Annotated in this window: 21 protein-coding genes; 17 read left to right on the top strand and 4 right to left on the bottom strand. The window is 63.7% G+C overall.

The genetic code is table 11. From position 1 onward, the window contains the following. Positions 1 to 209: 209 nt before the first annotated feature. Complete coding sequence (locus tag ABEL04_RS08080) at positions 210 to 530, bottom strand: hypothetical protein (RefSeq protein WP_375801879.1); 321 nt, start codon at positions 528 to 530, stop codon at positions 210 to 212. 16 nt (positions 531 to 546) lie between these two features. Further along, positions 547 to 1992, bottom strand: coding sequence for a sodium-dependent transporter (locus tag ABEL04_RS08075; protein WP_375801878.1), 1446 nt, complete (start codon positions 1990 to 1992; stop codon positions 547 to 549). A gap of 271 nt (positions 1993 to 2263) precedes the next feature. On the opposite strand from ABEL04_RS08075, the gene ABEL04_RS08070 reads away from it, so the two are divergent. Together ABEL04_RS08070 and ABEL04_RS08065 are read left to right on the top strand one after the other, a co-directional pair. Beyond that, a complete protein-coding gene (locus ABEL04_RS08070) occupies positions 2264 to 2893 on the top strand; it encodes a redoxin domain-containing protein (RefSeq protein ID WP_375801877.1) in 630 nt (209 codons plus the stop codon). An 82-nt stretch (positions 2894 to 2975) separates the two neighbouring features. Continuing rightward, entirely contained in the window at positions 2976 to 4028 is a 1053-nt protein-coding gene (locus tag ABEL04_RS08065; protein WP_375801876.1) for a hypothetical protein, read from the top strand. A 4-nt stretch (positions 4029 to 4032) separates the two neighbouring features. Here ABEL04_RS08065 and ABEL04_RS08060 read toward each other — a convergent pair whose 3' ends face one another. Then, positions 4033 to 4257: a NifU N-terminal domain-containing protein gene (locus tag ABEL04_RS08060; protein WP_375801875.1), complete on the bottom strand. Its 225-nt coding sequence runs from the start codon at positions 4255 to 4257 to the stop codon at positions 4033 to 4035. A 254-nt stretch (positions 4258 to 4511) separates the two neighbouring features. Between ABEL04_RS08060 and ABEL04_RS08055 the strand changes: the two genes are divergently transcribed. The 15 genes from ABEL04_RS08055 to ABEL04_RS07985 all read left to right on the top strand — a co-directional run bounded on the left by ABEL04_RS08055 (position 4512) and on the right by ABEL04_RS07985 (position 19364). Beyond that, entirely contained in the window at positions 4512 to 5009 is a 498-nt protein-coding gene (locus tag ABEL04_RS08055; protein ID WP_375801874.1) for a phage holin family protein, read from the top strand. Between the two features lie 79 nt (positions 5010 to 5088). Further along, positions 5089 to 5604: a hypothetical protein gene (locus ABEL04_RS08050; RefSeq protein ID WP_375801873.1), complete on the top strand. Its 516-nt coding sequence runs from the start codon at positions 5089 to 5091 to the stop codon at positions 5602 to 5604. A 49-nt stretch (positions 5605 to 5653) separates the two neighbouring features. After that, positions 5654 to 6289 (top strand): adenylate kinase, encoded by a 636-nt coding sequence (locus ABEL04_RS08045; RefSeq protein ID WP_375801872.1) that lies wholly within the window; start codon positions 5654 to 5656, stop codon positions 6287 to 6289. 57 nt (positions 6290 to 6346) lie between these two features. Next, positions 6347 to 7348: a polyprenyl synthetase family protein gene (locus tag ABEL04_RS08040; RefSeq protein ID WP_375801871.1), complete on the top strand. Its 1002-nt coding sequence runs from the start codon at positions 6347 to 6349 to the stop codon at positions 7346 to 7348. 103 nt (positions 7349 to 7451) lie between these two features. Next, a complete protein-coding gene (locus tag ABEL04_RS08035; protein ID WP_375801870.1) occupies positions 7452 to 7721 on the top strand; it encodes an HPr family phosphocarrier protein in 270 nt (89 codons plus the stop codon). 40 nt (positions 7722 to 7761) lie between these two features. Next, a complete protein-coding gene (ptsP, locus tag ABEL04_RS08030; RefSeq protein WP_375801869.1) occupies positions 7762 to 9552 on the top strand; it encodes a phosphoenolpyruvate--protein phosphotransferase in 1791 nt (596 codons plus the stop codon). 342 nt (positions 9553 to 9894) lie between these two features. Beyond that, positions 9895 to 10290, top strand: a complete 396-nt coding sequence (locus tag ABEL04_RS08025; protein ID WP_375801868.1) for a hypothetical protein — start codon at positions 9895 to 9897, stop codon at positions 10288 to 10290. A gap of 534 nt (positions 10291 to 10824) precedes the next feature. Further along, positions 10825 to 11643, top strand: a complete 819-nt coding sequence (locus ABEL04_RS08020) for a hypothetical protein (protein WP_375801867.1) — start codon at positions 10825 to 10827, stop codon at positions 11641 to 11643. Positions 11644 to 11874: 231 nt separating this feature from the next. Then, complete coding sequence (locus ABEL04_RS08015) at positions 11875 to 12384, top strand: NADH-quinone oxidoreductase subunit J (protein WP_375801866.1); 510 nt, start codon at positions 11875 to 11877, stop codon at positions 12382 to 12384. 53 nt (positions 12385 to 12437) lie between these two features. Beyond that, a complete protein-coding gene (gene nuoK, locus ABEL04_RS08010; RefSeq protein ID WP_375801865.1) occupies positions 12438 to 12743 on the top strand; it encodes an NADH-quinone oxidoreductase subunit NuoK in 306 nt (101 codons plus the stop codon). A gap of 101 nt (positions 12744 to 12844) precedes the next feature. Next, positions 12845 to 14845: an NADH-quinone oxidoreductase subunit L gene (gene nuoL, locus ABEL04_RS08005; RefSeq protein WP_375801864.1), complete on the top strand. Its 2001-nt coding sequence runs from the start codon at positions 12845 to 12847 to the stop codon at positions 14843 to 14845. 225 nt (positions 14846 to 15070) lie between these two features. Next, positions 15071 to 16705 carry a NuoM family protein gene (locus tag ABEL04_RS08000; RefSeq protein WP_375801863.1) on the top strand — a complete coding sequence of 545 codons (1635 nt, stop codon included), beginning with the start codon at positions 15071 to 15073 and terminating at the stop codon, positions 16703 to 16705. A 47-nt stretch (positions 16706 to 16752) separates the two neighbouring features. Continuing rightward, positions 16753 to 17043, top strand: coding sequence for a 4a-hydroxytetrahydrobiopterin dehydratase (locus ABEL04_RS07995; protein ID WP_375801862.1), 291 nt, complete (start codon positions 16753 to 16755; stop codon positions 17041 to 17043). 61 nt (positions 17044 to 17104) lie between these two features. Continuing rightward, positions 17105 to 18604, top strand: coding sequence for an NADH-quinone oxidoreductase subunit N (locus ABEL04_RS07990; protein WP_375801861.1), 1500 nt, complete (start codon positions 17105 to 17107; stop codon positions 18602 to 18604). Positions 18605 to 18812: 208 nt separating this feature from the next. Beyond that, a complete protein-coding gene (locus ABEL04_RS07985; protein WP_375801860.1) occupies positions 18813 to 19364 on the top strand; it encodes a hypothetical protein in 552 nt (183 codons plus the stop codon). A gap of 194 nt (positions 19365 to 19558) precedes the next feature. On the opposite strand, the gene ABEL04_RS07980 is transcribed toward ABEL04_RS07985, so the two are convergent. Beyond that, positions 19559 to 21176, bottom strand: a 1618-nt coding sequence (locus ABEL04_RS07980) for a sigma 54-interacting transcriptional regulator (protein ID WP_375801859.1), incomplete at its 5' end; no start/stop codon positions are given.

The following is a 21176-nucleotide window of genomic DNA, read 5'->3' as shown; positions in this document are numbered from 1 at the left end:
CGGGACTACGCCAGCGCGGCGGAGGAGGTGATCGAACGCATCCAGAACGACGATGATGCCGAGTCGTCTCCGGAGGCCAGCTCACAGGAAAACCCGCAGCCGAGCCAAATCGTCGATCCCGGATAGGCAGGCCGACCCGCCCGGGCATGTCCACGGCTCTCGGGCTGGGGAGGGCGGGCCCTGAGAACGGGTTTTGGCCCTTCCACTGGTTACAGATCCTCAAGCTGCCGGATGTCCTGGTCGGACCAGTCGTGAAACGACCGGTTCGTTGACCGGAGGGCCCGGACGCAGTCCTGGTACCTCTCACGGGCCTCCTCAATGTCGGCGTCGCCAGGATGAGCCTCGATCCAGTCTCGGAGCTCGCGGAGGGCCCGGGGAGAGTACGGGTCAATCGTTCCCTCCGACTGGAAAATCTCCAGCTTCCGATCCTCTTGTCGCAGCGTGTAGACGAGGACCCAGATCGACACGCCGAAAAAGACCAGAATGCAGAAGATCATCATGGCCCAAACGTCCGCGGGAAGCGCAGTCATGGTTCGCAACGGTTAGTCATTCAGAAACAGCCTTTGCCCGGCGGCTTTCGACGTACCTCATCAGAGCGTACCCGATGGCGGGAAAGGTTACAAACACGGCGAGGCCGCCGATCACTCGATACGGGGTCGTGAATAAGTTGGTCAGGGCATAGTAGACGACGATGAACGTCATCACCAGAGGAATGACGTACCGGATGACCGGATTCCAGAGCGCCCCAACGTAGAGGCCTGCGTTTCGGTTAACCTCAAGCACGCGGAGCTTCTCGGGCGTGAGGGCCCACCCGACTGCGCCGATGATGGCCAGGGTGGCGAGGGGCAGACCGAAGCTCCCGAAGACAAAGTCAAGAAAGCCCAGTACGTCGCCCGAGTACGCGCTTGCAAGGCCCAGGAGCCACACGGCGCCGCAGACGCCGAAGACGGTCTGCTCGCGACTGAAGGTCGTCTCCTCGTTCAGGGTGGTAACGCTCACCTCTGTAATCAGAACGGCCGAGGTAAAGGTCGCGAAGAAGAAGCCCACGAAGAACAGCAGTGCCCACAGGCCTCCACCGGCCATCTTGGGGAAGACCTGTGGCAGTGACACGAACGTGAGGTCGGCCCCCGAAGCCGGGTTGATGTCGAAGGCAAAGACGATCGGGAAAATCGCAAAGGCGGCAAGAATCCCGATGCTCGAGTTCCCGATGACCGTGAAGATCCCGCCCCCAATAGGAATATCGTCGTAGTCGGGCAGATAGCTGCCAACGGTAAGGGCAATGCCCCAGCCGAGTCCCGTCGAGAAGAGCGCCTGCCCGAGCGCCGTGACCCAGGTCTCGCCGCTGTAGAGCACCGCCCAGTCGACGTCAAAGGTGAATACCAGCCCTTCGGCGGCTCCCGAAAGGGTGAGGGCCCGGATCGTGATTGCGACGAGGGCGAAGATGAGACCCGGCACGGCGTAGACCACGAGCCGTTCGATGCCTCGCCGAACCCCGAAGTAGAGCACCAGGCCCACGAGGGCCATGACGGCAGTGTGCATGCCGACAGTGAGGACGGGACTCGCCTGAAAACCCTGCCAGAATGTCTCGGGGCTGAAACCGGGCGAGGTGAACGTGAAGAGCAAGGAGTGAACGGCGTAGTATAGCGTCCACCCTACGACGGGCGAGTAGTACGACATGAGAGCAATGTTGACCAGTAGGACCACTACTCCGAGTCCCACCAGGCCTCGCGTGTCGACAATCTTCCGGAACGCCCCGATGACCCCCCGTCCCGCGTATCGCCCCAGGGCCACCTCGGCGATCAGGCCCGGAATGGCGAGAATCACCAGGAGCACCAGGTACGCGAGGATGAATGCTCCGCCTCCATTCTCGCCCGCAATGTACGGAAACCGCCAGATATTTCCGGCCCCGACCATGGCCCCGAGCATGGCCATCAAGAATCCGAATCGAGATCCCCACTGAGCACGGGACAGTTCTATGTTCGTGTCAGACATTGAAGCTGTTTTTTTCCGCTACTCGATTTGCACGTGCACGCAAACCTATTGAAAGCACGCCGAAATTCCGAATTCGCCTGTATCCCGTCCTGTAATGTTTAGTGCAGTGAGGAGCGTGCGTCCCGACCGAGGCGGTCTCCGGATCCGATCGCAAGGACAGAGAGAGGAACAACCCATCCCGGCCTTCGCGTCGGAATGAGACCTGGCATTCCACCGGAGCCGGCCCCTGAAGAAAGACAGGACGGTTTTTCTTACACGGTTTTTTGATCCCATGACGTCTGTCGTTCCACTTCTCGGCTCTGCTCGTTCCAAGCGACTCCTCGGAGGGGTGCTTCTCGCCATCTTTCTTCTCCCAGGATGGGGGCAAGCCCAGCCCCAGCCGCTCTCGCCGGGGGCTACACTTCCCCGCATGGACGCGGAGCTCCAGCGCCTCGACGGCTCCTCGGTCCCTGTATCGGATCTCCTCGGTCGTGAAGGGACTGTCTTTCTCTTCTGGGCCAATCGGTGCCCCTGGATTGACCGGTACGAGGAACGGGTGCAGGACCTGGTAAAGAAATTCCAGTCCGCAGGGGTGCAATTCGTCCGGATTAACGCGAACGCGCAAGCCTCCGCCCAGGCCTGTCGAAAACGGATGCAGCAGCAGGGCTACGAGACCCCCTACGTGCGGGACCCAGACGCTTCCTTCGCCAAAGCCCTCGGGGCCTCTCAGACCCCTCAGGTGTACTTGTTCAACGCTCAGAAAAGACTCGTCTACACCGGATCGATCGATGACAGCCCGAGCAATCCGAGCCGCGTCCAGGAGCCGTATCTGCGCGATGCGATCTCGGCCCTTCTCGACGGCAGAACTCCGGAGGTCCAGTCGACGAAACCCTTCGGCTGCACCCTCAAATACCCGGGGTAGTCTGCATCGCTCCCGGGTTTCTTCTGCGAGGATGGGTTGGCCCTGACTCCACAGGCACCTTCTTCTGCTATTGAAAGCCAAGATGGAAAATACTCCCCCCCGCCAAGTGGCCATTGCAGAGGTCGCGGCCGACTGGCGGGATCCAGATCACCCTCCCCGGGAACGTGCGGTGGAGGCAACCCTCGATGCCCCGAACCGGTGGACGGAAGGGGCCCTCGACCACGCGCTCAACCGATGGATGCAGCGATTCACGGTAGAGGCCCTCGACCGATGGGTGACGGCTCCTGAGGCTGCGGATCCCGTCCCCGTGGGCGTTCTGCACGGCGACGCGGACCCGCTGGAGGGAATCCGGGATGCGGGAGCGGTGTGGACGAGCGGGCACCCTTATCTCGGTCGGGTTCCCGAAGCGTCGCCTGCCCTGCTCCCTGCGTTCGCCGAAGAGGTGGCGGACCGCGCGTCGGGCGTGAGCGCATCGTTCGGCTCGCGGGACGAGGTCCTCGAGCACGCCGATGCACTCATGGCCCAGCCCGATCGGAAAGACGCCGGGAGGCTCCGGGAGGACTGTGACGCCCACGGAATTCCGGAGCCCCGGCGCCTCATCCGGCCTCCGCTATACACCATCGGCGTGCTCGACGGACACGAAACCAACGGCGACTGCGACCGCCTGGCCGAGGACCTGCTCCTCTACGAAGGTGGGGGGCACCGGCGCCTCGCGGTCCTGTGGGCCCCCTGCGATTTGTCCCCCGATCCGTACCTGGAAGCCATGGCGCGATTCCGGGGCGCCTTTCCGGTCCATCCCGACACGCCCGGGGCGCTCCAGATGCCGAAGGCGTTCCTTGAGGCCCACGACGAATCCCACGCCTACGCCGAGGGCCTGGAGTTTCTCGTGAGTCGAGGGGACCCCGAGCCGCAATCTCCAGGACATATCCGGTGGAGCGAGTACGACGACTTCGACGAAATTGGGAACTGGATTCAGGACCACGCCGAGTCGCTCTACACCGTCGTGGCTCGTGATCCTCTCCACGACCAGCTTCCGGACGACTGGCCCCTGCGAACGCCCGGCGGCCTACACGTGCCGCCGCTCGACGACGCAGAGGGGACGGCGATTGCGGAGTTCGTTCGTGCGTTGAGCTAAACCCTCAGGCAGCCTCCAGGTATTCGCGCAGGATCGTTTCAACTTCAGGCTTGATTTGGCTCCACTCGGCGCCGGGCTCCTTCGAGACCGTCACGAACTGAGGGGTCATAAACACGTCCTCGACCCCTGTCACCGAAAAAAGACGCTGGGCAAGAGGGGCACCGCGGGCCTCCTCTCGTGACGAATACGTTGCGATCCCCTCTTCCAGGAAGGAAGCATCGCCAGACATAAACTTGAGGCTGTGTGGGTTCGGTGTGGTCTCCACCTGGAGAGCTGTCATAGCCAGATGAAAAGCAGCGATTGGGGTTTTTGGGCGACCATCAGGGGTACGACTCCGGAATGTCGTCCCAAGAACGCCCGGTGGTCTCGCGAGTTCGGCCGGGAACGAGCCTCCAGGTTGAACGGTGAATTCACTTGTGTCTTCTATGCTAGCCAGTATCTTATACATTCTATCCTGTCGTACAGCACGCCTACGAACCGGCCATGGAGTCCCTTGAGGATCGCTCGTCGGCACCGGACGCTGGGGGGAACACCCCGTCCTCCCGGAACGGGAAAGCGCGCCGCGTTGCCGCCCACATGCAAGGGCTCCTGGACGATCTCCGAACCTGGATCGATTTGCGCCTCGACCTGGCACTGCTCAAGGTGGAGGAGCGGATCGATGAGCTCCGAAACGAGATTGCACTCGGCCTCACGCTGGCGATCTTCGGCCTTTTCGCCGCCCTCTTCTCGCTGGCGACCGTGGCACTGGGCGTGGGATGGCTCCTCGGACATCCGTTCTGGGGATTTCTTGCGGTCTCGGTGGCGCTCATCCTAATCGTAGTCGTCCTGCAGGTCGCCCGCCCGTCCCTAATGCCGCCGTCAAACTTCTTCCGGGACCTGCGGGGCGCGCGCGGGTCCGAATCCGACCGGGACGGGCGGTCCTCCGGCGCCGGCGAGCCCGAGAACCCCGGCGCCTCTCCCTCTGAGGAGTCAGGAGGTTAGGTGCGCAGAGGGGTCATCGGAGCCCCCCGAAAAAGACGACATCCCCCTCGATGTTCTTCACGACTGAATCTCTGAACTTATGAGCTCAGAATCGCCGCGGGCAGACGTGGAAGCGCGTCTTCAGGAGACCGCAGAAGCCATGTCCGACCGGCTCTCGTCGCTTGAGGAAGAAATTTCGGCCACGGGCACATCCCTCCGGGATTGGGTGGCCCAGAATCCCTGGAAGAGCGTAGGAGGCATGCTCGCGGCCGGCGTGACCGTCGGAATGCTCTTTGGCGGTGGGGCGCGGCGCCGGGCCCGGCACAGTGATCTGCTTGACCAGTACATCGAAGCCCTTCGGACCGAGGTCGACGAGGCCGTTGCGGCTGGGAAAACGCCGGGACAGGCACTCGAAGAAGCCCTCCGAGACCAGGCTCCGCTCGTGGTCTACGAACAGAGTGGCGCGGGCGACTCGGAATCGGGCCGAAGCTTCCTGGGGGAGGGCGTCCGGTTCGTGCTCCGCACGGCGTTCCGCGAAGTGGGCCGGGACCTGCTCCTGTCGCTGCTCGACGATGCAGACGTCAGTGAGGCGGTTGGCGACGGGCTCTCTGAATAGGCTGACGGCACGGCAGGAACTCGCGTTTCTATCGACAAGCACCACACCTATGCGACTGATCATTTTTGGGCCGCCAGGGGCCGGAAAAGGGACCCAGGCTCGTCTTCTGGAAGACCACCGGGGACTTACGCAGATCTCCACTGGAGACGTTCTTCGGGACGCTATGGACCAGGAAACGACCCTCGGCAAAAAGGCGAAATCCTACGTCGAGGAGGGAGAACTCGTGCCTGATGAGCTGGTCCGGGCGCTCGCCGAGCAGGCAATCGCCGACGAGGGATACGACGATTTTGTCCTCGACGGGTATCCGCGCACCGATCAGCAGGCCGAGTGGCTGACGGAGTTCTTGGAGGAGCATCAGACGCCGCTCCACGTCGTCCTCCGCCTCCAGGTGCCGAACGAGGAGCTGGTGCGGCGGCTGAGTCGACGCCGTGTCCACGCCGAGACCGGAGAAACCTACCACCTCGACCACGACCCTCCGCCCGACGACGTAGACCCTGAGCTCATCGTCCAGCGCTCCGACGACGAGCCGGACACAGTTCGGAACCGACTCGAGGTGTACCGTGAAGAGACGGCACCGCTTGCGTCGTACTACGAAGACCGCGGTCAGCTCGTCTCGGTCGACGGGACCGGGGGGATTGAGGATGTCTACGAGCGGATTACGCAGGTGCTCGATGAGCTTGAGTGAGCTGCCCAGCACTGGGGGGAAGTTCCACGTTGTTCGCCGAAGGCACCAGAATGGAGCATGACCTCTCCCTCCACGACGAGCGAGCCGCACGCGGACCGGGTGGCGGCCCTCCGGGATCGCATCGACGATGCGCTTCCGTCGTTGGTCGAGGACCGGGCCCCGTCGTCTCTCTACGAGTCGATACACCACGTCCTGCAGGCGGGCGGGAAGCGGGTGCGTCCGGTGGTCCTCCTGCTGACCGCCAGGGCCTATGGGGCCCGTGTCGAACGAGTCCTTCCGGCGGCGCTTGCCGTCGAAGTCTTCCACAACTTCACCCTCGTCCACGACGATCTGATGGACGACGACGACGAGCGGCGCGGGCGGCCGACCGTCCACGTGAAATGGACCGAGGGCACAGCGATCCTGGCTGGGGACTTGATGCTGGGCCTCTCCTACGAGCTTCTGGGGCAGGTAGAGGGCACCGACTCGGATGCGCTCTACGACGTCTTTCATCCCATGGTGCGAAAGCTTTGCGCCGGGCAGGCCCTCGATGCGGCCTTCGAGTCGGAGGATGCCGTGTCGGTGGCGGCGTACCTGGACATGATCGACCAGAAGACCGGCGCCCTGCTCTCCGCTGCCTTTGAGCTTGGGGGCGTGATCGGAGGGGCCCCGGCGCCCGCGCAGGAACGACTGCGTGCAGCCGGGCAGCTCGTGGGGCGGGCCTTCCAGATTCAGGACGACCTGCTCGACCTTACCGCCCAGAATGAAGAGTGGGGCAGGGCTGTTGGGGGGGACCTTGTGAGGGGCAAAAAGACCTACCTCACGCTGCGGGCCCTGGAGCAGGCAGACGGGCCCGAGTACGACTGGTTTGCCCGGCTGGTGACCAACGAGGGCCTTCCCCCAGACGACGTGCCTGAGGCTCGAGATCGGATGGCGGACCTCGGGGTGTTCGAGGAGGCGCGCGAGCGTGTGGCCTCCTACACGGAGCAGGCCCACGAGCACCTCCAAACCCTTCCCGAGACCCCGCCGGCCGAAACGCTCCGGTGGCTCCTCGATCACCTGAAGGCCCGCGACTACTGAATAGGGCCGGGGTGGAAGGGGAGTGGGCACCACGAGCCCCCAGCCCGAACATTTCGTCCTGGTCTGACTACATGGAGCGTGTTCATCTCCGTTCTCTCACCGCATGATCGAGCGTGAACTGACTGTTCGCAACCGTGCCGGCCTCCACACCCGGCCCGCGTCGAAAATCGTCAAGACGGCCTCTCAGTTCGACTCGCAGGTGTATCTCCGACGCGACAACTACGAGATCAACGGGAAAAGCGTGATTGGCGTCATGACGTTGGCGGCCGAGCAAGGGGCCACGCTCACCCTGGTCGTCGATGGAGAGGACGAGGACGAGGCCGCGGAGGCCCTCACCTCGCTCTTCGAGAACGGGTTTGGGGAAGAGCTCTAGCCGTCGCCCGCTTTGCTCCCATCCACGAGGACACACCATCATGGGGGATGCTGTCCCGACTACCGGCTCCGCCGACGCGTCCGGCGGCGAACGCATCATCCCGGGCACAGGGGCAACCGCGGGCGTCGCCATCGGCAGCGCGTACCGCTACGACGCCTCCGTGCCCGACCCGGACCGCGAGCAGATTGCGGCGGACGAGGTGGCGGCGGAACTGAAGCTGTTGGCCGACGCCGTTCAGCGGGCCGAGCAGGAAATCGACACGACCCGGATGCTGGCCCATGAGTCCCTCGAGACCCGTGACCAGGACATCTTCGAGGCGCGAGCGATGATGCTTCGAGACGAAGAGCTGTTCGGGGCAGTCCGTGAGCGCATCCGGGAGCAGAAGGAGTCGGCGGGGACGGCCCTGAAGCGTGTGCTCCAGCGGCACCGGGCCCGACTTGAAGAGAGCGATGACCCGTACCTCCGGGAGCGGACCCGGGATCTCGTGGATCTCGAGAAACATCTTCTTCGGGCCCTTCAGCGGGGTCGGGTACGCTGGCGCATCGAGGACCACTCGATTGTAGTCGCGCACAGCCTGACCGCAACGGAGGTTCTCCGCCTGAGTCGGCACGGCATGCTGGGGTGCGTGACCGAGGATGGAGGGGCGACCTCCCACGGATCCATCATCGCCGACACCCTCGGCATTCCCACCGTGGTTGGGGCCTCCGAAGACATCGGGACCGTCTCGACGGGCGATCCGGTCATTCTCGACGGCGATGAGGGACGCCTCATCGTGAACCCGAGCCCTTCTACCGTCGACCGGTACGAACAACGCTCCGCGGAGCAGGAGGGGCCCGGTCTCAGTTCCGAGGTGAAAAGCGACCGGCCCGCCGTGACGACCGATGGGCAGGTCGTCGGCCTTCGGGCCAACATCGATCTTGAAGACGAGCTCCGGCGCCTCGAGTCGTCAGGGGCAGAGGGCATTGGGCTCCTCCGAACGGAGATGCTGTTTCTGGCGGACCAGGAGGGAGTGCCCTCGGAAGAACGGCAGGTGCAGGTGTACCGAAAGGCCGCCGCGGCCGCTGGCGATCAGGGCGCTACGATCCGGCTTCTAGACCTGGGAGGAGACAAGCACTTTCCGTCCGGTCCGGAGGAGCTGAATCCCTCGCTCGGCTGGCGGGGCATCCGGGTCCTCCTTGACCGCCCTGACGACCTTCTCCGCCCCCAGCTCCGGGCGCTTCTCCGGGCGAGCGCAGAGGAACGGCTTCGGGTGCTTCTGCCGATGGTGACTCACCTGGAGGAGGTGCGCCGCGTTCGGGCTATGCTGGCGGAAGAACAAGATCGACTTTCCCGAGAGGGCCTCGCCCACAGTGCGGATCTTCCTCTCGGTGTCATGGTAGAGGTGCCTGCAGTTGCCCAGCAGGCGGAGGCCTTCGCCGAGCACGTGGACTTCTTCTCCGTCGGCACGAACGACCTCACCCAGTACGTGCTTGCCGTCGACCGGAGCAACGATCGGGTTTCGGACCGGTACGATGCCCTCCACCCAGCGGTTCTGGCACTGGTGCAGCGAGCCGTAGAGGCCGGGCACGGAATGGGGTGTTCGGTCGAGGTCTGCGGAGAGGCGGCCGCCGACGTGCAGGCCGCGCCGGTGTTGATCGGGCTCGGGGTTGATGCCCTGAGTGCATCCCCGCAGTCCCTGCCCATCTTGCGGCGCCTCACCCGATCGATTTCCGCCGAGGAGGCCCGGGGCCTCGCCGAGGACGGACTCGACGCAACTGACGCGGAGACGGTCCGTCAACGAGCACGAGAGTGGGTGGACGCGCACGCGTTCTCACCGGCGGACTCAGGGTGACGGACCCCGGAACTCGGCCGTCCTCCTTCCGGACGGCGGCTGGTGTCCCCTCGGATCCCGTCCTGCCGTAAAGGCGCCTGCACGGTTCGCTGAATTCTGAATCCCGAGAATGCACCTGTGCACTCGGGGAGAGATGTCTCCTCGACCAACCGGGCGGAGTGCACCCGGAAGACCGAAGGTGAGCAACTCCAGTAATGCCTGAAACGAAACCATCAAAACCATTCGTGGTCAATGGGTTAAATTGTTTCCTCTAAAGTCTGATCTGGACCGGAAGGACGACCTGCTCAGTGCCCCCCGTGGTCTGGCCCATCGTTCACGCTCATATCCGAGGCACACTCGCTCATGCATGCCGTCGTCACAGAAGTCACGGTCCACTCCCTGCCATTTACGTGCGGGGAGGAGGATCGACCCTGGGACCTTACCTCCGGGCCCGACGTCTACTACGAATCGTTCAACGCTCAGAACGAGCGTCTTTTCACGAGCACGGTGGCCGACGACGTGCGGCCGCAGGACCTGCCGTTCTCACTCCCCGGATCGTTTACAGTGCAGGACCCCGCGGAGGGCCACGTCATTTGCCTCATGGACTCGGATCTGATCGAGGACGAGGTTATCACCAGCATCGCGTTCGAACTTGACGGGCTTGCTGCCGACCGCCCCGACACGGTCTGTCTCACGACGGAGGACACAACCCTTGAGCTGTCTCTGGAGTGGAAGGATCCGGACACTGCTCAGTCCTAGCGGCCTCTGAGGACGCGTTGTGCTATATGTAAGAGTCATGTGTGCCTGCTTCCATCCGCCAGAAATGGTTACCTTCGTCGCTCCAGACGTGCTCTGGAGCCCATCCAGCCAGACGGGGAGGGCTCGGCGATCGTCAGATGGGCTCTGAGTCAAGCTCAGAGCGACGAAGTGGGCGTGTTTCTGATACGAAGCTTATTCGAGGGCACTGCACATACTTTGCACTATAGCACAGGTCGTTCTGAGGGGACCGTGCGGGGAGGCCACAGGGGAGGGAGGGCTCGGAGGAGGCAAAGTGCTGGGTAGATGTGCCCGGGACGACCAGACATGTGTCGGAGCGATGCCCTTCATTGCGGTGGTAATTAGTCGACCAGACAGATACTTTTTGCGTCCCCCGCGGACTGAGTTCTTTCGCCGCCTCCGAAGCACCGGTGGAGCGCCTGTTGAACGCCTGGCGGCTGGTCGTGGCTGGCAGTCAGGTTGTGGACCGGACCGCTCCGGTAGCCGAAGCGACCCAGACAAAACCACTTTCCTGTCGTGCGCATACGTCTTCTTGTCTTCTTCATGCTCGCTACTGTGACTCTGGTGGGGGCTTGTAGCAGCGGTCCCGTCACTCTGCAGTCTCAGTCGACTTCCCAGCCTCCGTCCGTCGATGGGGCACTTTCGGAGTGGGGGGGCTCCCTTGTGCGCGTCGGCGACCGCCCCGTCTCGATGAGCGTCCTCCCGACCGACTCGCTCCTCTACGTGGCCCTCTCCGTTCGGGGCGGGAAGCTGCTCCGCTCGGTGGCGAAGAGGGGCTTTACCGTGTGGGTCGATCCAGCCGGAGGCCAACGGCACACCTACGGGGTCCGGTATCCGATTGGGCTTCCTGCGCAGCGCAAAGAACAGAAAACCACCGACGATGAGGCCCCCGGATCCTCGAAGCGCTCGGCTCTTCTCGAACAGGTATTTCCTTCGGACCTTGCGGTCATCCGGAACGACACGTTGCGCCGCCGACTCCCGGCTCGGTTCTCGTCGGGCCTTCGCGTCGACGCCACGTTGAGCACCGGTTCGCTGATCTATGAGATCGCAATTCCGATCAGCCCGACCCCCTCCGACACGACGGCGGCGGGAGAGCGACCTGGCTTGCACACATCGCTGAACGGACCGATCGGGGTCGGGGTCGAGATCCCTGAGAACGACGACGACACCGATCTTGCCCAGCAGCCATCAGGGATCCCGTCGGTCACGGGGCGTCGAGGACGGAATCGCCGTCCCGGCCGGCGCCGGGGCCAACGACCGCCGCCTTCCAAGCAGCAGTCCAAACTTCCTACCCTGTCTCTCTGGACCCAGGTCGTGCCGGCCGAGCAGCAGTGAGACCGGCTGCGCTCAGGGGACCTGGCCACTCGTCTGGGAACAGGTCGACGATTTGGGGAGCGTCGAAGGTAGAGGGGCATTCATCCGGGATTAACCGGGGGGGATTTTGCTCCTACGTCGGAGGCGCGTTACTTTGCGGTCGAGTGGAAACGCGCGGTTTACCCACGCAGGAACGGTTAAAAGCGCCGTTTCTCAACGCTCCGGACGGATCTTCCGACGACGCTCGGGCCTATGGCAGCACCTCCCATGTTCTTCTTACTGGCGACCCTGGCGGTGGGCGCGGGCCTCGGCATGCTCATCGCCCAGAACCCGGTGTCCAGCGCCCTCTGGCTGGTGCTGAACCTCTTTTGCATTGCCGGCCTCTACCTGACCCTGAACGCGTCGTTCATCGGGGTCATCCAGATTCTCATCTACGCCGGGGCGATCATGGTGCTGTTCCTCTTCGTGATCATGCTCCTCAACCTGTCGGCACTGCCCGAGCTTGAGCAGATTGACTGGGCCCGGGTGGGGGCGTTCATGGTCGGTCTCGTGCTCCTGAGTCAGCTGCTCTACGTCGTCGCGCTTGAGTTTAGCCTCGGCGTGGAGCCCGTGGCAGCCATGGAGGCCGCCGACGCAGGGAGTGCTGCGACCCTGGGCAAGCTCCTCTTTACCCGCTACGCCCTTCACGTGGAGGTGGCCGGCATCCTTCTTCTCGCCGCGACGGTAGGGGCCGTACTTCTCGCCCAGCGGCGCTTCGAATGACTCAGGTCGTGCGCCAGAGCGCTCGATCCTCACCCTCAACCCAGAACGTAGACATGGAGGTTGCGCTCAACTGGTATCTCGCCCTCAGCGCCGTTCTGTTCACCATCGGGACCCTCGGTGTGCTGTTTCGCCGGAACGCCATCGTCATCCTGATGTCGGTCGAGCTCATGCTGAATGCGGTCAACCTCACGCTCGTGTCCTTCAGTCAGTTTATGGGGGACCCGACCGGCCAGATGCTCGTCTTCTTTTCCATCGCCGTGGCGGCCGCCGAGGCGGCCGTGGGACTCGCGATCGTCATTGCCATCTTCCGAAGCCGGGTGACCGTCGACGTGACGGAGATTGATCTGTTCAAGCACTGACGACCATTGACCCGCGGGTGTCCTCGATACGCTCCTGTCGAGTGCCCGCCACGTTCCTTCTCTAGCATGTCCATCCCCGAGATCGCTTGTCTCCTTCGCCGATGAGCACTGCCCTTCTCCTTCGCCTGGTCCTTCTCCTGCCCCTGGCCGGGGCAGTCTTCAATGGCGTGGCACCGCTCTTTCTGGAAGACCTCCGGACCCGTGAGACCCTTCTGGGCACGATCGGCACGGCGGTCGTGGCCCTTCCCTTCGTGCTGGTGCTCGTTCTCTTTCTGACCGTCGGGGGAGACCCGGTTGTTGCGGACTACTTTACGTGGATGGCGGCGGGCGATCTTGATGTTTCGTTTGCCTACCGCGTCGACGAGCTCTCCCTGATCATGTCGCTCGTCGTGACGGGGGTGGGGGGCATCATTCACTTCTACTCAATCGGGTACATGCACGGGGACCCCGGGTACTGGCGGTTCTTCAGCTACCTGAACCTCTTTATCTTCGCCATGCTCAACCTCGTGCTGGCGAATAACCTTCCTGTGTTGTTTTTGGGGTGGGAGGGGGTTGGCCTCTGCTCCTACCTGCTCATCGGCTTCTGGTACACGGATCTGAGCAACAGCAGCGCCGCCAACAAGGCGTTTATCGTGAATCGAGTGGGCGACTTTGCCTTCCTGGTGGCGATGTTTCTGGTGTTCCGCGAACTCGGCTCGCTCAGCTTTGGCGTGCTCCTCTCGGAGGGCCCGGCCCTGCCCCAGCAGACACTCAACTGGATTGTGCTTCTGCTCTTTGTAGGGGCCACCGGCAAGAGTGCTCAGATTCCGCTCTTCGTGTGGCTGCCGGACGCGATGGCCGGCCCGACGCCTGTGTCCGCCCTCATCCACGCCGCCACGATGGTGACGAGCGGGCTGTACCTGCTGGCCCGAGTGTCCGGGCTCGTACTGGCGGCGCCGGTCGTGATGGCCATCATCGCGGTGGTGGGGGCAGCCACGGCCATGATGGCCGCCACCATCGCGATTGCCCAGAATGACATCAAGCGGGTCCTTGCGTACTCCACTGTTTCGCAGCTGGGGTACATGTTCATGGCGGCCGGCGTGGGGGCCTTCTTCGTATCCATTTTCCACGTGGTCACGCACGCCTTCTTCAAGGCCTGTTTGTTTCTTGGGTCCGGAAGCGTCATTCACGGCATGGAGGAGGTTGAGCACGAGCTCGAGGAGCGCGGCAGAGACACCAGCGACTTCGATCCGCAGGACATGCGGACGATGGGCGGACTCGGGGACTACATGCCCGCCACACGGACGACCTACCTCCTCGCAACCCTGGCCATCTCGGGGATCCCCCTGACGGCTGGGTTCTTTTCGAAGGATGAGATCCTCTTCAAGGCGTTTGAGTACGGGTTCAGCGGCGGCCACACCTACGCCACCGCCGTGTGGGTTGTGGGCGTCATCACGGCCGTGCTCACCGCCTTCTACATGATGCGCTCCTACATGCTCACTTTCGAGGGGACGCCCCGGTGGCCGCTCGCGGACCAGTTGGAACCGCACGAGTCTCCGTCCTCGATGACCGGGCCCCTCTGGGCGCTCGGGATTCTGTCTATCGTGGGCGGCTTCATTGGGCTGCCCGCAGTAATCAAGGGAGGCAAGTGGAATTGGATTCACCACTACTTGGGGGCGGAGTACGGAGGGCCGGTGGCGGAGGCATCGGTGCACGGGCACGTGCCGGTGGCCCTGGAGTGGGGCCTGATTCTCCTGAGTTCAGTCATTGCGCTCGGAACCGTGTACTACGCGTGGCGCGTCTACGCGGCGCGGGCGCTGGACTACGACGCGGCGCTGCGCCGCCGCCTGCAGGGAGTGTATCAGGTCTGGGAGGAGAAATACTACTGGGACGAATTCTACACTGAGGTCGTCGTAGACTCGCTCATCGGGGGCCTCGCCCGGAAAGGGTTTGCCCAGTTCGACGACAAGGTGGTTGATGGGGCGGTGAACGGGATTGCGGAGGCGGCCCAGAATGCGAGCGGCCTGCTGCGTCGAACACAAACGGGCGTCGTGCAAAACTACGCCCTTGCGCTCGCCCTCGGGGCTGCGCTCGTGATGGGGCTGATGCTCGTTGGAATTTGAGTTCTCATCGTATCCGAGAGGCGGGTGTCTTTTCGGGAGGTCTTGCTGGAATTGGGGATGTACTGCGTATTTCGTATTGCGGATCTTTTGGGCTCACGGGCTCGGGTTAAGATGCATATGCGAGTGGCCCACCTCCCGCAGTACGCAACACGCAATACGCACAACAGAATGGGGCAGACGCTTCGAGATAACGACTTGCTTGCCGATCAGGCACGACATCAATAAATGGACATCCCTTACCTCACATCGCTGGTCATCTTCCTGCCGACCGCTGGGGCGCTTCTTACAGTGTTTCTGCGACGCGCATCGGCGATCCGGTGGACCGCGCTCGCGACGACCACGCTCACGTTTGTCCTCTCGATCGGGCTGTTCGTGGGCTTTGAGCCGGGTCTGAGTACGGCGACCGCGCCGCAGCTCGCAGACATCTGGGCGGGGTGGCTTCCGGAGGGCTTCGACGTGAAGTACTTTGTCGGCATCGACGGCCTGAGCCTGCTGCTCGTGATGCTAACGACCCTCCTCGGGCCCATCGTCGTTCTCTCGTCCTGGACCTACATCGAAGAGAAGCAGAAGGGCTACTACGCGCTCCTTCTCCTGCTACAGACGGGCATCACGGGGGTCTTTGCGTCCTTCGATCTGTTTCTCTTCTACATCTTCTTTGAGCTCACCCTCATCCCGATGTACTTTATCATCGGAATCTGGGGCGGCAAGGAGCGCATCTATGCGGCGGTCAAGTTCGTCGTGTACACGCTTGTGGGCTCGCTGCTGATGCTCGTCGGCATCCTATACCTCGGGTACGCTGCGGGGGCCGCCGTGAACAACGGCGTGTTTACGACCGACTGGTACACGCTGCTGGAATACAACGTGCCCCTGGCCACGCAGGGCTGGCTCTTCGCGGTGTTTGCGTTCTCGTTCGCGATCAAGGTGCCGCTCTTTCCGCTGCACACCTGGCTGCCGGACGCTCACGTTCAGGCCCCAACGGGCGGGTCGGTCATCCTGGCCGGCGTGCTGCTGAAGATGGGGACCTACGGCCTGCTCCGCTTCTGCCTGCCCCTCTTCCCGAATGTGGCGCAGAGCTACGCGGGCCTCTTCGCGGTCGTCGCCATCATCGGCATCATTTACGGAGCCCTCGTGGCCCGCGTGCAGGAGGACGCCAAGAGCCTCGTGGCCTACTCCTCAATCAGCCACCTCGGCTTCGTCGTACTCGGATTGTTTGCGTTTACGACAGAAGCGATGCAGGGGGCCGTCATTCAGATGGTCAACCACGGGCTGTCCACCGGAGCCCTCTTTCTACTCGTCGGGATGCTCTACGAGCGGCGCCACACCCGACTCATGGACGACTACGGCGGGTTGGCGACGTCGGTCCCGGTGCTTACCACTTTCATGGTGATTAGCGTGCTGGCGTCGGCGGGCCTGCCGGGCCTCAACGGCTTCGTGGGCGAGTTCCTGATCCTGATCGGGTCGTTCAAAAGCACGGTCCTTGGCAGCCCGGGGCTCGTGGCCCTGGCCACGACCGGCGTCATCCTTGCCGCCGTGTATCTGCTCCACATGGTCTACCGCACGTTCTTCGGAGAGCTCACGGACGCGGCCAACGCGCAAATGGCGGACATGAACGCCCGCGAGTTCCTGCTCATGGCCCCGCTCGTCGTGCTCATGTTCGTTCTCGGCTTCTTCCCGAATCCTTTCCTCCAAAAAACCGCACCGACGACGGAATTTCTCTTGAACACCGTGGAGGAGAAACGCACGGCCGTACGAGATCAGGCGTCCGACCGAGCGTCCCCGTCCGCGCGATCCGGGAAGGTACAAGAAGCCCCGCTGGACCCGGGGGACCTATCCGTCGATCCCCCCGGCTTTACGCCTTAGAAGATTCCTTTTTGCCGTCCCTGCTCAAAACCACTCTGGATCTGCCTATGCCTTCGCGCGACCCGCTTTCCGACGCCGCCATTGACGATGCCCTCTCGGACCTGGAGGGGTGGTCCCACGCCGACGACAAGCTCCAAAAAACGTACGAGTTTTCCGACTTTCGGGAGGCGATCAGCTTCATCGTTCAACTCTCGTTTTATGCTGAGGAAATGAACCACCACCCGGAGCTGGAAAACGTCTACAACACCGTCTCCGTCGCGCTCACGACGCACGATGCAGGTGGAACAGTGACGGAGATGGACGTGGAGCTCGCGTCCCAGATCGAGGACCTTGCCTGAGCGTACCTCCCGGGGTGGGAAGGATGGGGGATCCCTGACGACACAACAGCTGCTGCCGACGATGGATCTTTCAAGCGCGTACGCTACAGTGGCGGCCGACGTGCCCGCCGTCTTCTCGATGTTAGTCGTGGGCCTTGCCGGCCTGGTGATGGTTGTCTTGGACTCGTTCCGCAACGACCATCCCCTCATTCCGTGGCTCGGCGTGGGAGCCCTGGCGGTGTCCGCCGTGTGGGAGGCCACGCAACTCGGGACCCCGCAGAGCACGGTCTTCTTCGACACGCTCCGAACCGGCGAGTTCGCGGCGTTCGTCAACCTGATCATCCTGCTGACGGGCCTCGCTACGATTCTGCTATCGATCCCGTACCTAAATCAGTTGCGCTATGAGTACGGAGAGGTGTATGCCCTCATCATGTACTGCACGGTTGGGATGATCATGCTGGGCTCGGCCAACAACATGATCAGTATCTTCCTCGGGCTCGAAACGATGTCGGTCTGCCTTTACATCCTGACGGGGCTCGTGCGCGAGGACGAGGGGGCCGTAGAGAGTGCCCTGAAGTACTTTCTGCTTGGGGCGTTCTCGACCGGGTTTTTCCTCTACGGAATCGCACTGATGTACGGGGCGACCGGCACCATGATGCTGCCCGCCATGGCGAAGGCTGAGCTCGCCACGACCAGCACACAACTCCTGTTCTGGGGCGGCTTCGCCCTCTTCCTGGTCGGGTTTTTCTTCAAGGTCAGCGCGGCGCCCTTTCACATGTGGACGCCGGACGTGTACCAGGGGGCGCCCACGCCGCTCACCGGATATATGTCCACGGCCACCAAGGCCGCGGCGTTTGCCGCACTCATTCTTGTGCTCGTCCACGCGGTACCCGGTGGGCAGTGGAGCCTCGTGATCGCTGCCGTGGCGGTCGTTACGATGGTGGTGGGCAACGTGATGGCCCTGGCCCAGACGAACGTGAAACGTCTCCTCGCCTACTCATCGATCGCTCACGCCGGGTACGTCCTCGTGGGCCTCGCGGCGGGCACCCATGCCGGGTACGCCGGGGCGCTCTTCTACCTGCTGGTCTACGCCATCATGAACATTGGGGCCTTCGGGGTAATGGCACTGCTTGAGTGGGACGGAAAGGAAGGGCGGGAGCAAACGCTCTCGTCCCTGGCCGGCATTGCAAACCAGCGCCCCGTGCTGGGCGCGACGATGGGCGTCTTCATGCTCAGCCTGATCGGGTTCCCGCCCCTGGGGGGGTTCGTGGGCAAGTATTTCGTTTTCGCCCCGGCCGTGGACGCCGGGCTCACCTGGCTCGTGGTGATTGGGGTGTTGATGAGCGCCCTCAGTGCGTACTATTACCTCCGGGTCATCTACGTCTTCTGGATGCAGTCCGCCGAAGAGGTGGAGGCCACCGATCCGGTGGTGGAGGCGGCGTTTCCCCGGGCGACGACGGCGGCAGTGGGGACGCTCGTGGTGTGCGCAGTGGCGCTCGTGGTGCTTGGGGTCTTCTTCGGGGGGGTCTTGGAGACGACGACCGGGTTCTTTGGGGCGTCTGCGATGGCGGCGGCGCCGTAGGTTTGGGTTGAAGGTGGGAAGGTTAAAGATGGAAAGATTGGGGGGGCGGTGAAAGTTGTGTGCTTGCCTCTTTGGGAGGAGCGCGGGGGCCGTGGCACGAAGGCGGGTAGCTCGAAGGATCCCGCAAGGCCTCGTCGAAGTTGAGTGTCGTCTGATCACCTTTCCAACGTTCCGACCTTTCACCTTCCACACATCCCCAATAGAGGACTTGCTTCGTGATCGGCTGCCCCACGCTCCGCAGATGGGGCTCTTCGCGGTGCCCAACATCCCGGCGGGGAAGCTGGAGAACGCGCTGTCGGACTATGCGACGGAGGTGGGGCGGGAGGAGGTGCTCGCGCTCTACGACGCGACGCTGAGTGGCACGGGCGGCGACGGGGCGGTCTTTACGAGCACCCGGTTCGTCTTTCAGAACAACGACCTCGAGTCCACGCAGACCGTGCGGTACCCGGATCTCGTGGGTGTGGAGGTGCAGAGCCGGTGGCTTGGGCTCGGGGGCAAGCGGGTGGCGCTCCGGGTGAATCGGGGACGGGCGACGTTCGAGTTGACGATGGATTTCTCGGGGGCGCCGAAGGCAGCCTCGTACGTGGCTGAGTTTCTGGACACGGCGATGGTGGAGGACATCGACTTTGCCCCCGCTTCGGAGCCGGAGGAAACCGACGTCGCCGCAGTGCGCGACGCCCTGCAGCGGCTCCGCGCCGAGCAGAAGCTGACGGAGGGAGACTACCAGCGCTTGGTCGACGAGCTGGAGGCTTCATCCTGACGAGACCGCTGACCACCGACCGTGATCATCGTAGATCCGGGCAGCATTTCCTTGAATAGCTCAGGGCATTGATCGAAACGCCAATCGTCGCAACGTGAAAGCGTTGAACGTTCTGGGCGTACGGGAGAGTCGAACATCTTTCGTCTGCCGGATTTGACTCACGGTCGGACTAACACGCTGTCTTCGAAACGGCGTTATTCGATGTCGTATTCATCGAGCCGGCGGTATAGGGTGGCGCGGCTGATGCCGAGGAGCTCGGCGGCCTCGGTGCGGTTGCCGTTGGTTTGCTCCAGTGCGGCCCGGATGCGCTCGGCCTCGTCGTCGGAGGAGCGGGATTGGCTCGATGAGGTCTCTCGAATCTCCGGGGGCAGATCCTCGACCCGGAGCACCTCATCAGAGGCCCGGATGAGAGCGGCCTCCAGGGCGTTGCGGAGCTCGCGCACGTTGCCGGGCCAGTCGTAGTCGAGCAGGCGGCGGAGGGCGTCGTCACCCACCTGGTCAACCTCCGCGCCGGTGCGGGCCCGGATCTCGCGCAGGAAGGTGCGCACCAGCAGGGGCAGGTCGGAGCGTCGGTTGCGGAGGGGGGGCAGAGAGACGCGGGCGATGCGAATGCGGTACAGCAGGTCTTGGCGGAAGCGGTCGGCCTCCACCTCCTCGTCCAGGTTGCGGTGCGTAGCGGCTACGATGCGCACGTCGACCGGGCGCGGCTCCGTCTCGCCGAGCCGCGTGACGGCCTCCTCTTCGAGCACGCGCAGGAGCTGCCGCTGCGTGTCGAGCGGAATGTCGCCGATCTCGTCCAGAAAGAGCGTGCCTCCGTCCGCCGCCTCAAAGTAGCCCTCGCGGTCCTCCGTGGCGCCGGTGAACGCCCCCTTCCGGTGCCCGAAGAGGCGACTGCCGGCGAGGTCGGGATTGAGCGCCGCACAGTTGACGGTCACGAACGGGCCGTCGGCGCGGGGGCTCTCCTCGTGGATGGCGCGGGCGGCCAGCTCTTTGCCGGTGCCCGTCTCGCCCTGGATGAGCACCGTGGTCTTCACGTCGGCCACGGACCGGATCTGCTCAAACGCATCCTGCATCGGAGCACTCGTGCCCACGAGGTCGTGGAACCGCTCGCGGTCATCCAGCAGGCGCCGGAGCTCGTGGACCTCCGTCACGTCGTAGAAGACGAGGATGTGCCGCTCGTCGTCCCGCGGGTCCGGGCGGACCTCGATCTCGACGCGATAGGACGACCCGTCGTCGTGATCGAAGATGGCTTGCACGGGGTCCTCGTCCGTCGAGGGGGCGTCCATCCGATTTTGAAGCGCCCCAACCGTCTCGTCGTCGACGGGGAGCACCTCAGTCCAGGGCGTGCCCGTTGCGGCCTCAGGCGTGGTGTCGAGCAGCCGGGCGGCCGGGTCGCTCAGGAACGTGAGGCGCCTCGCCGTGTCGGTGAGGGCGGTGCCCTGGCGCAGTCCGTTCAGGAGCTGCCGAAGGTCCTCGTTGGCCCGCTGCACGCGGCGCTGGAGGGCGTGCGTCTGCAGGGCCACCTCCACCGCGGCGTACAGCTCGCGCTCGTCGAACGGCTTGACGACGTACCCGAACGGGGCGGTGTCGGTGGCGCGCTGCAGGGTCTCGTCGTCGCTGTAGGCCGTGACGAAGACGACCGGAATGGAGGGTGACTCCCGGATCGTCTGCGCCGCCTCTACGCCGTCCATCGGGCCGTCGAGGTGCACGTCCATGAGCACGAGATCGGGGGTCGTTGCGGCCGCCCGCTCCACCGCGTCGGCGCCCGTCATCACGTGGTCGACCACCGTATAGCCGAGGGCGTCGAGGTGG

It is taken from the genome of Salinibacter sp., from assembly GCF_042218895.1.
Classification (GTDB): domain Bacteria; phylum Bacteroidota; class Rhodothermia; order Rhodothermales; family Salinibacteraceae; genus Salinibacter.
The sequence above is the reverse complement of the archived record's forward strand: the minus strand, read 5'-3'. Positions and strand labels throughout refer to the sequence as shown.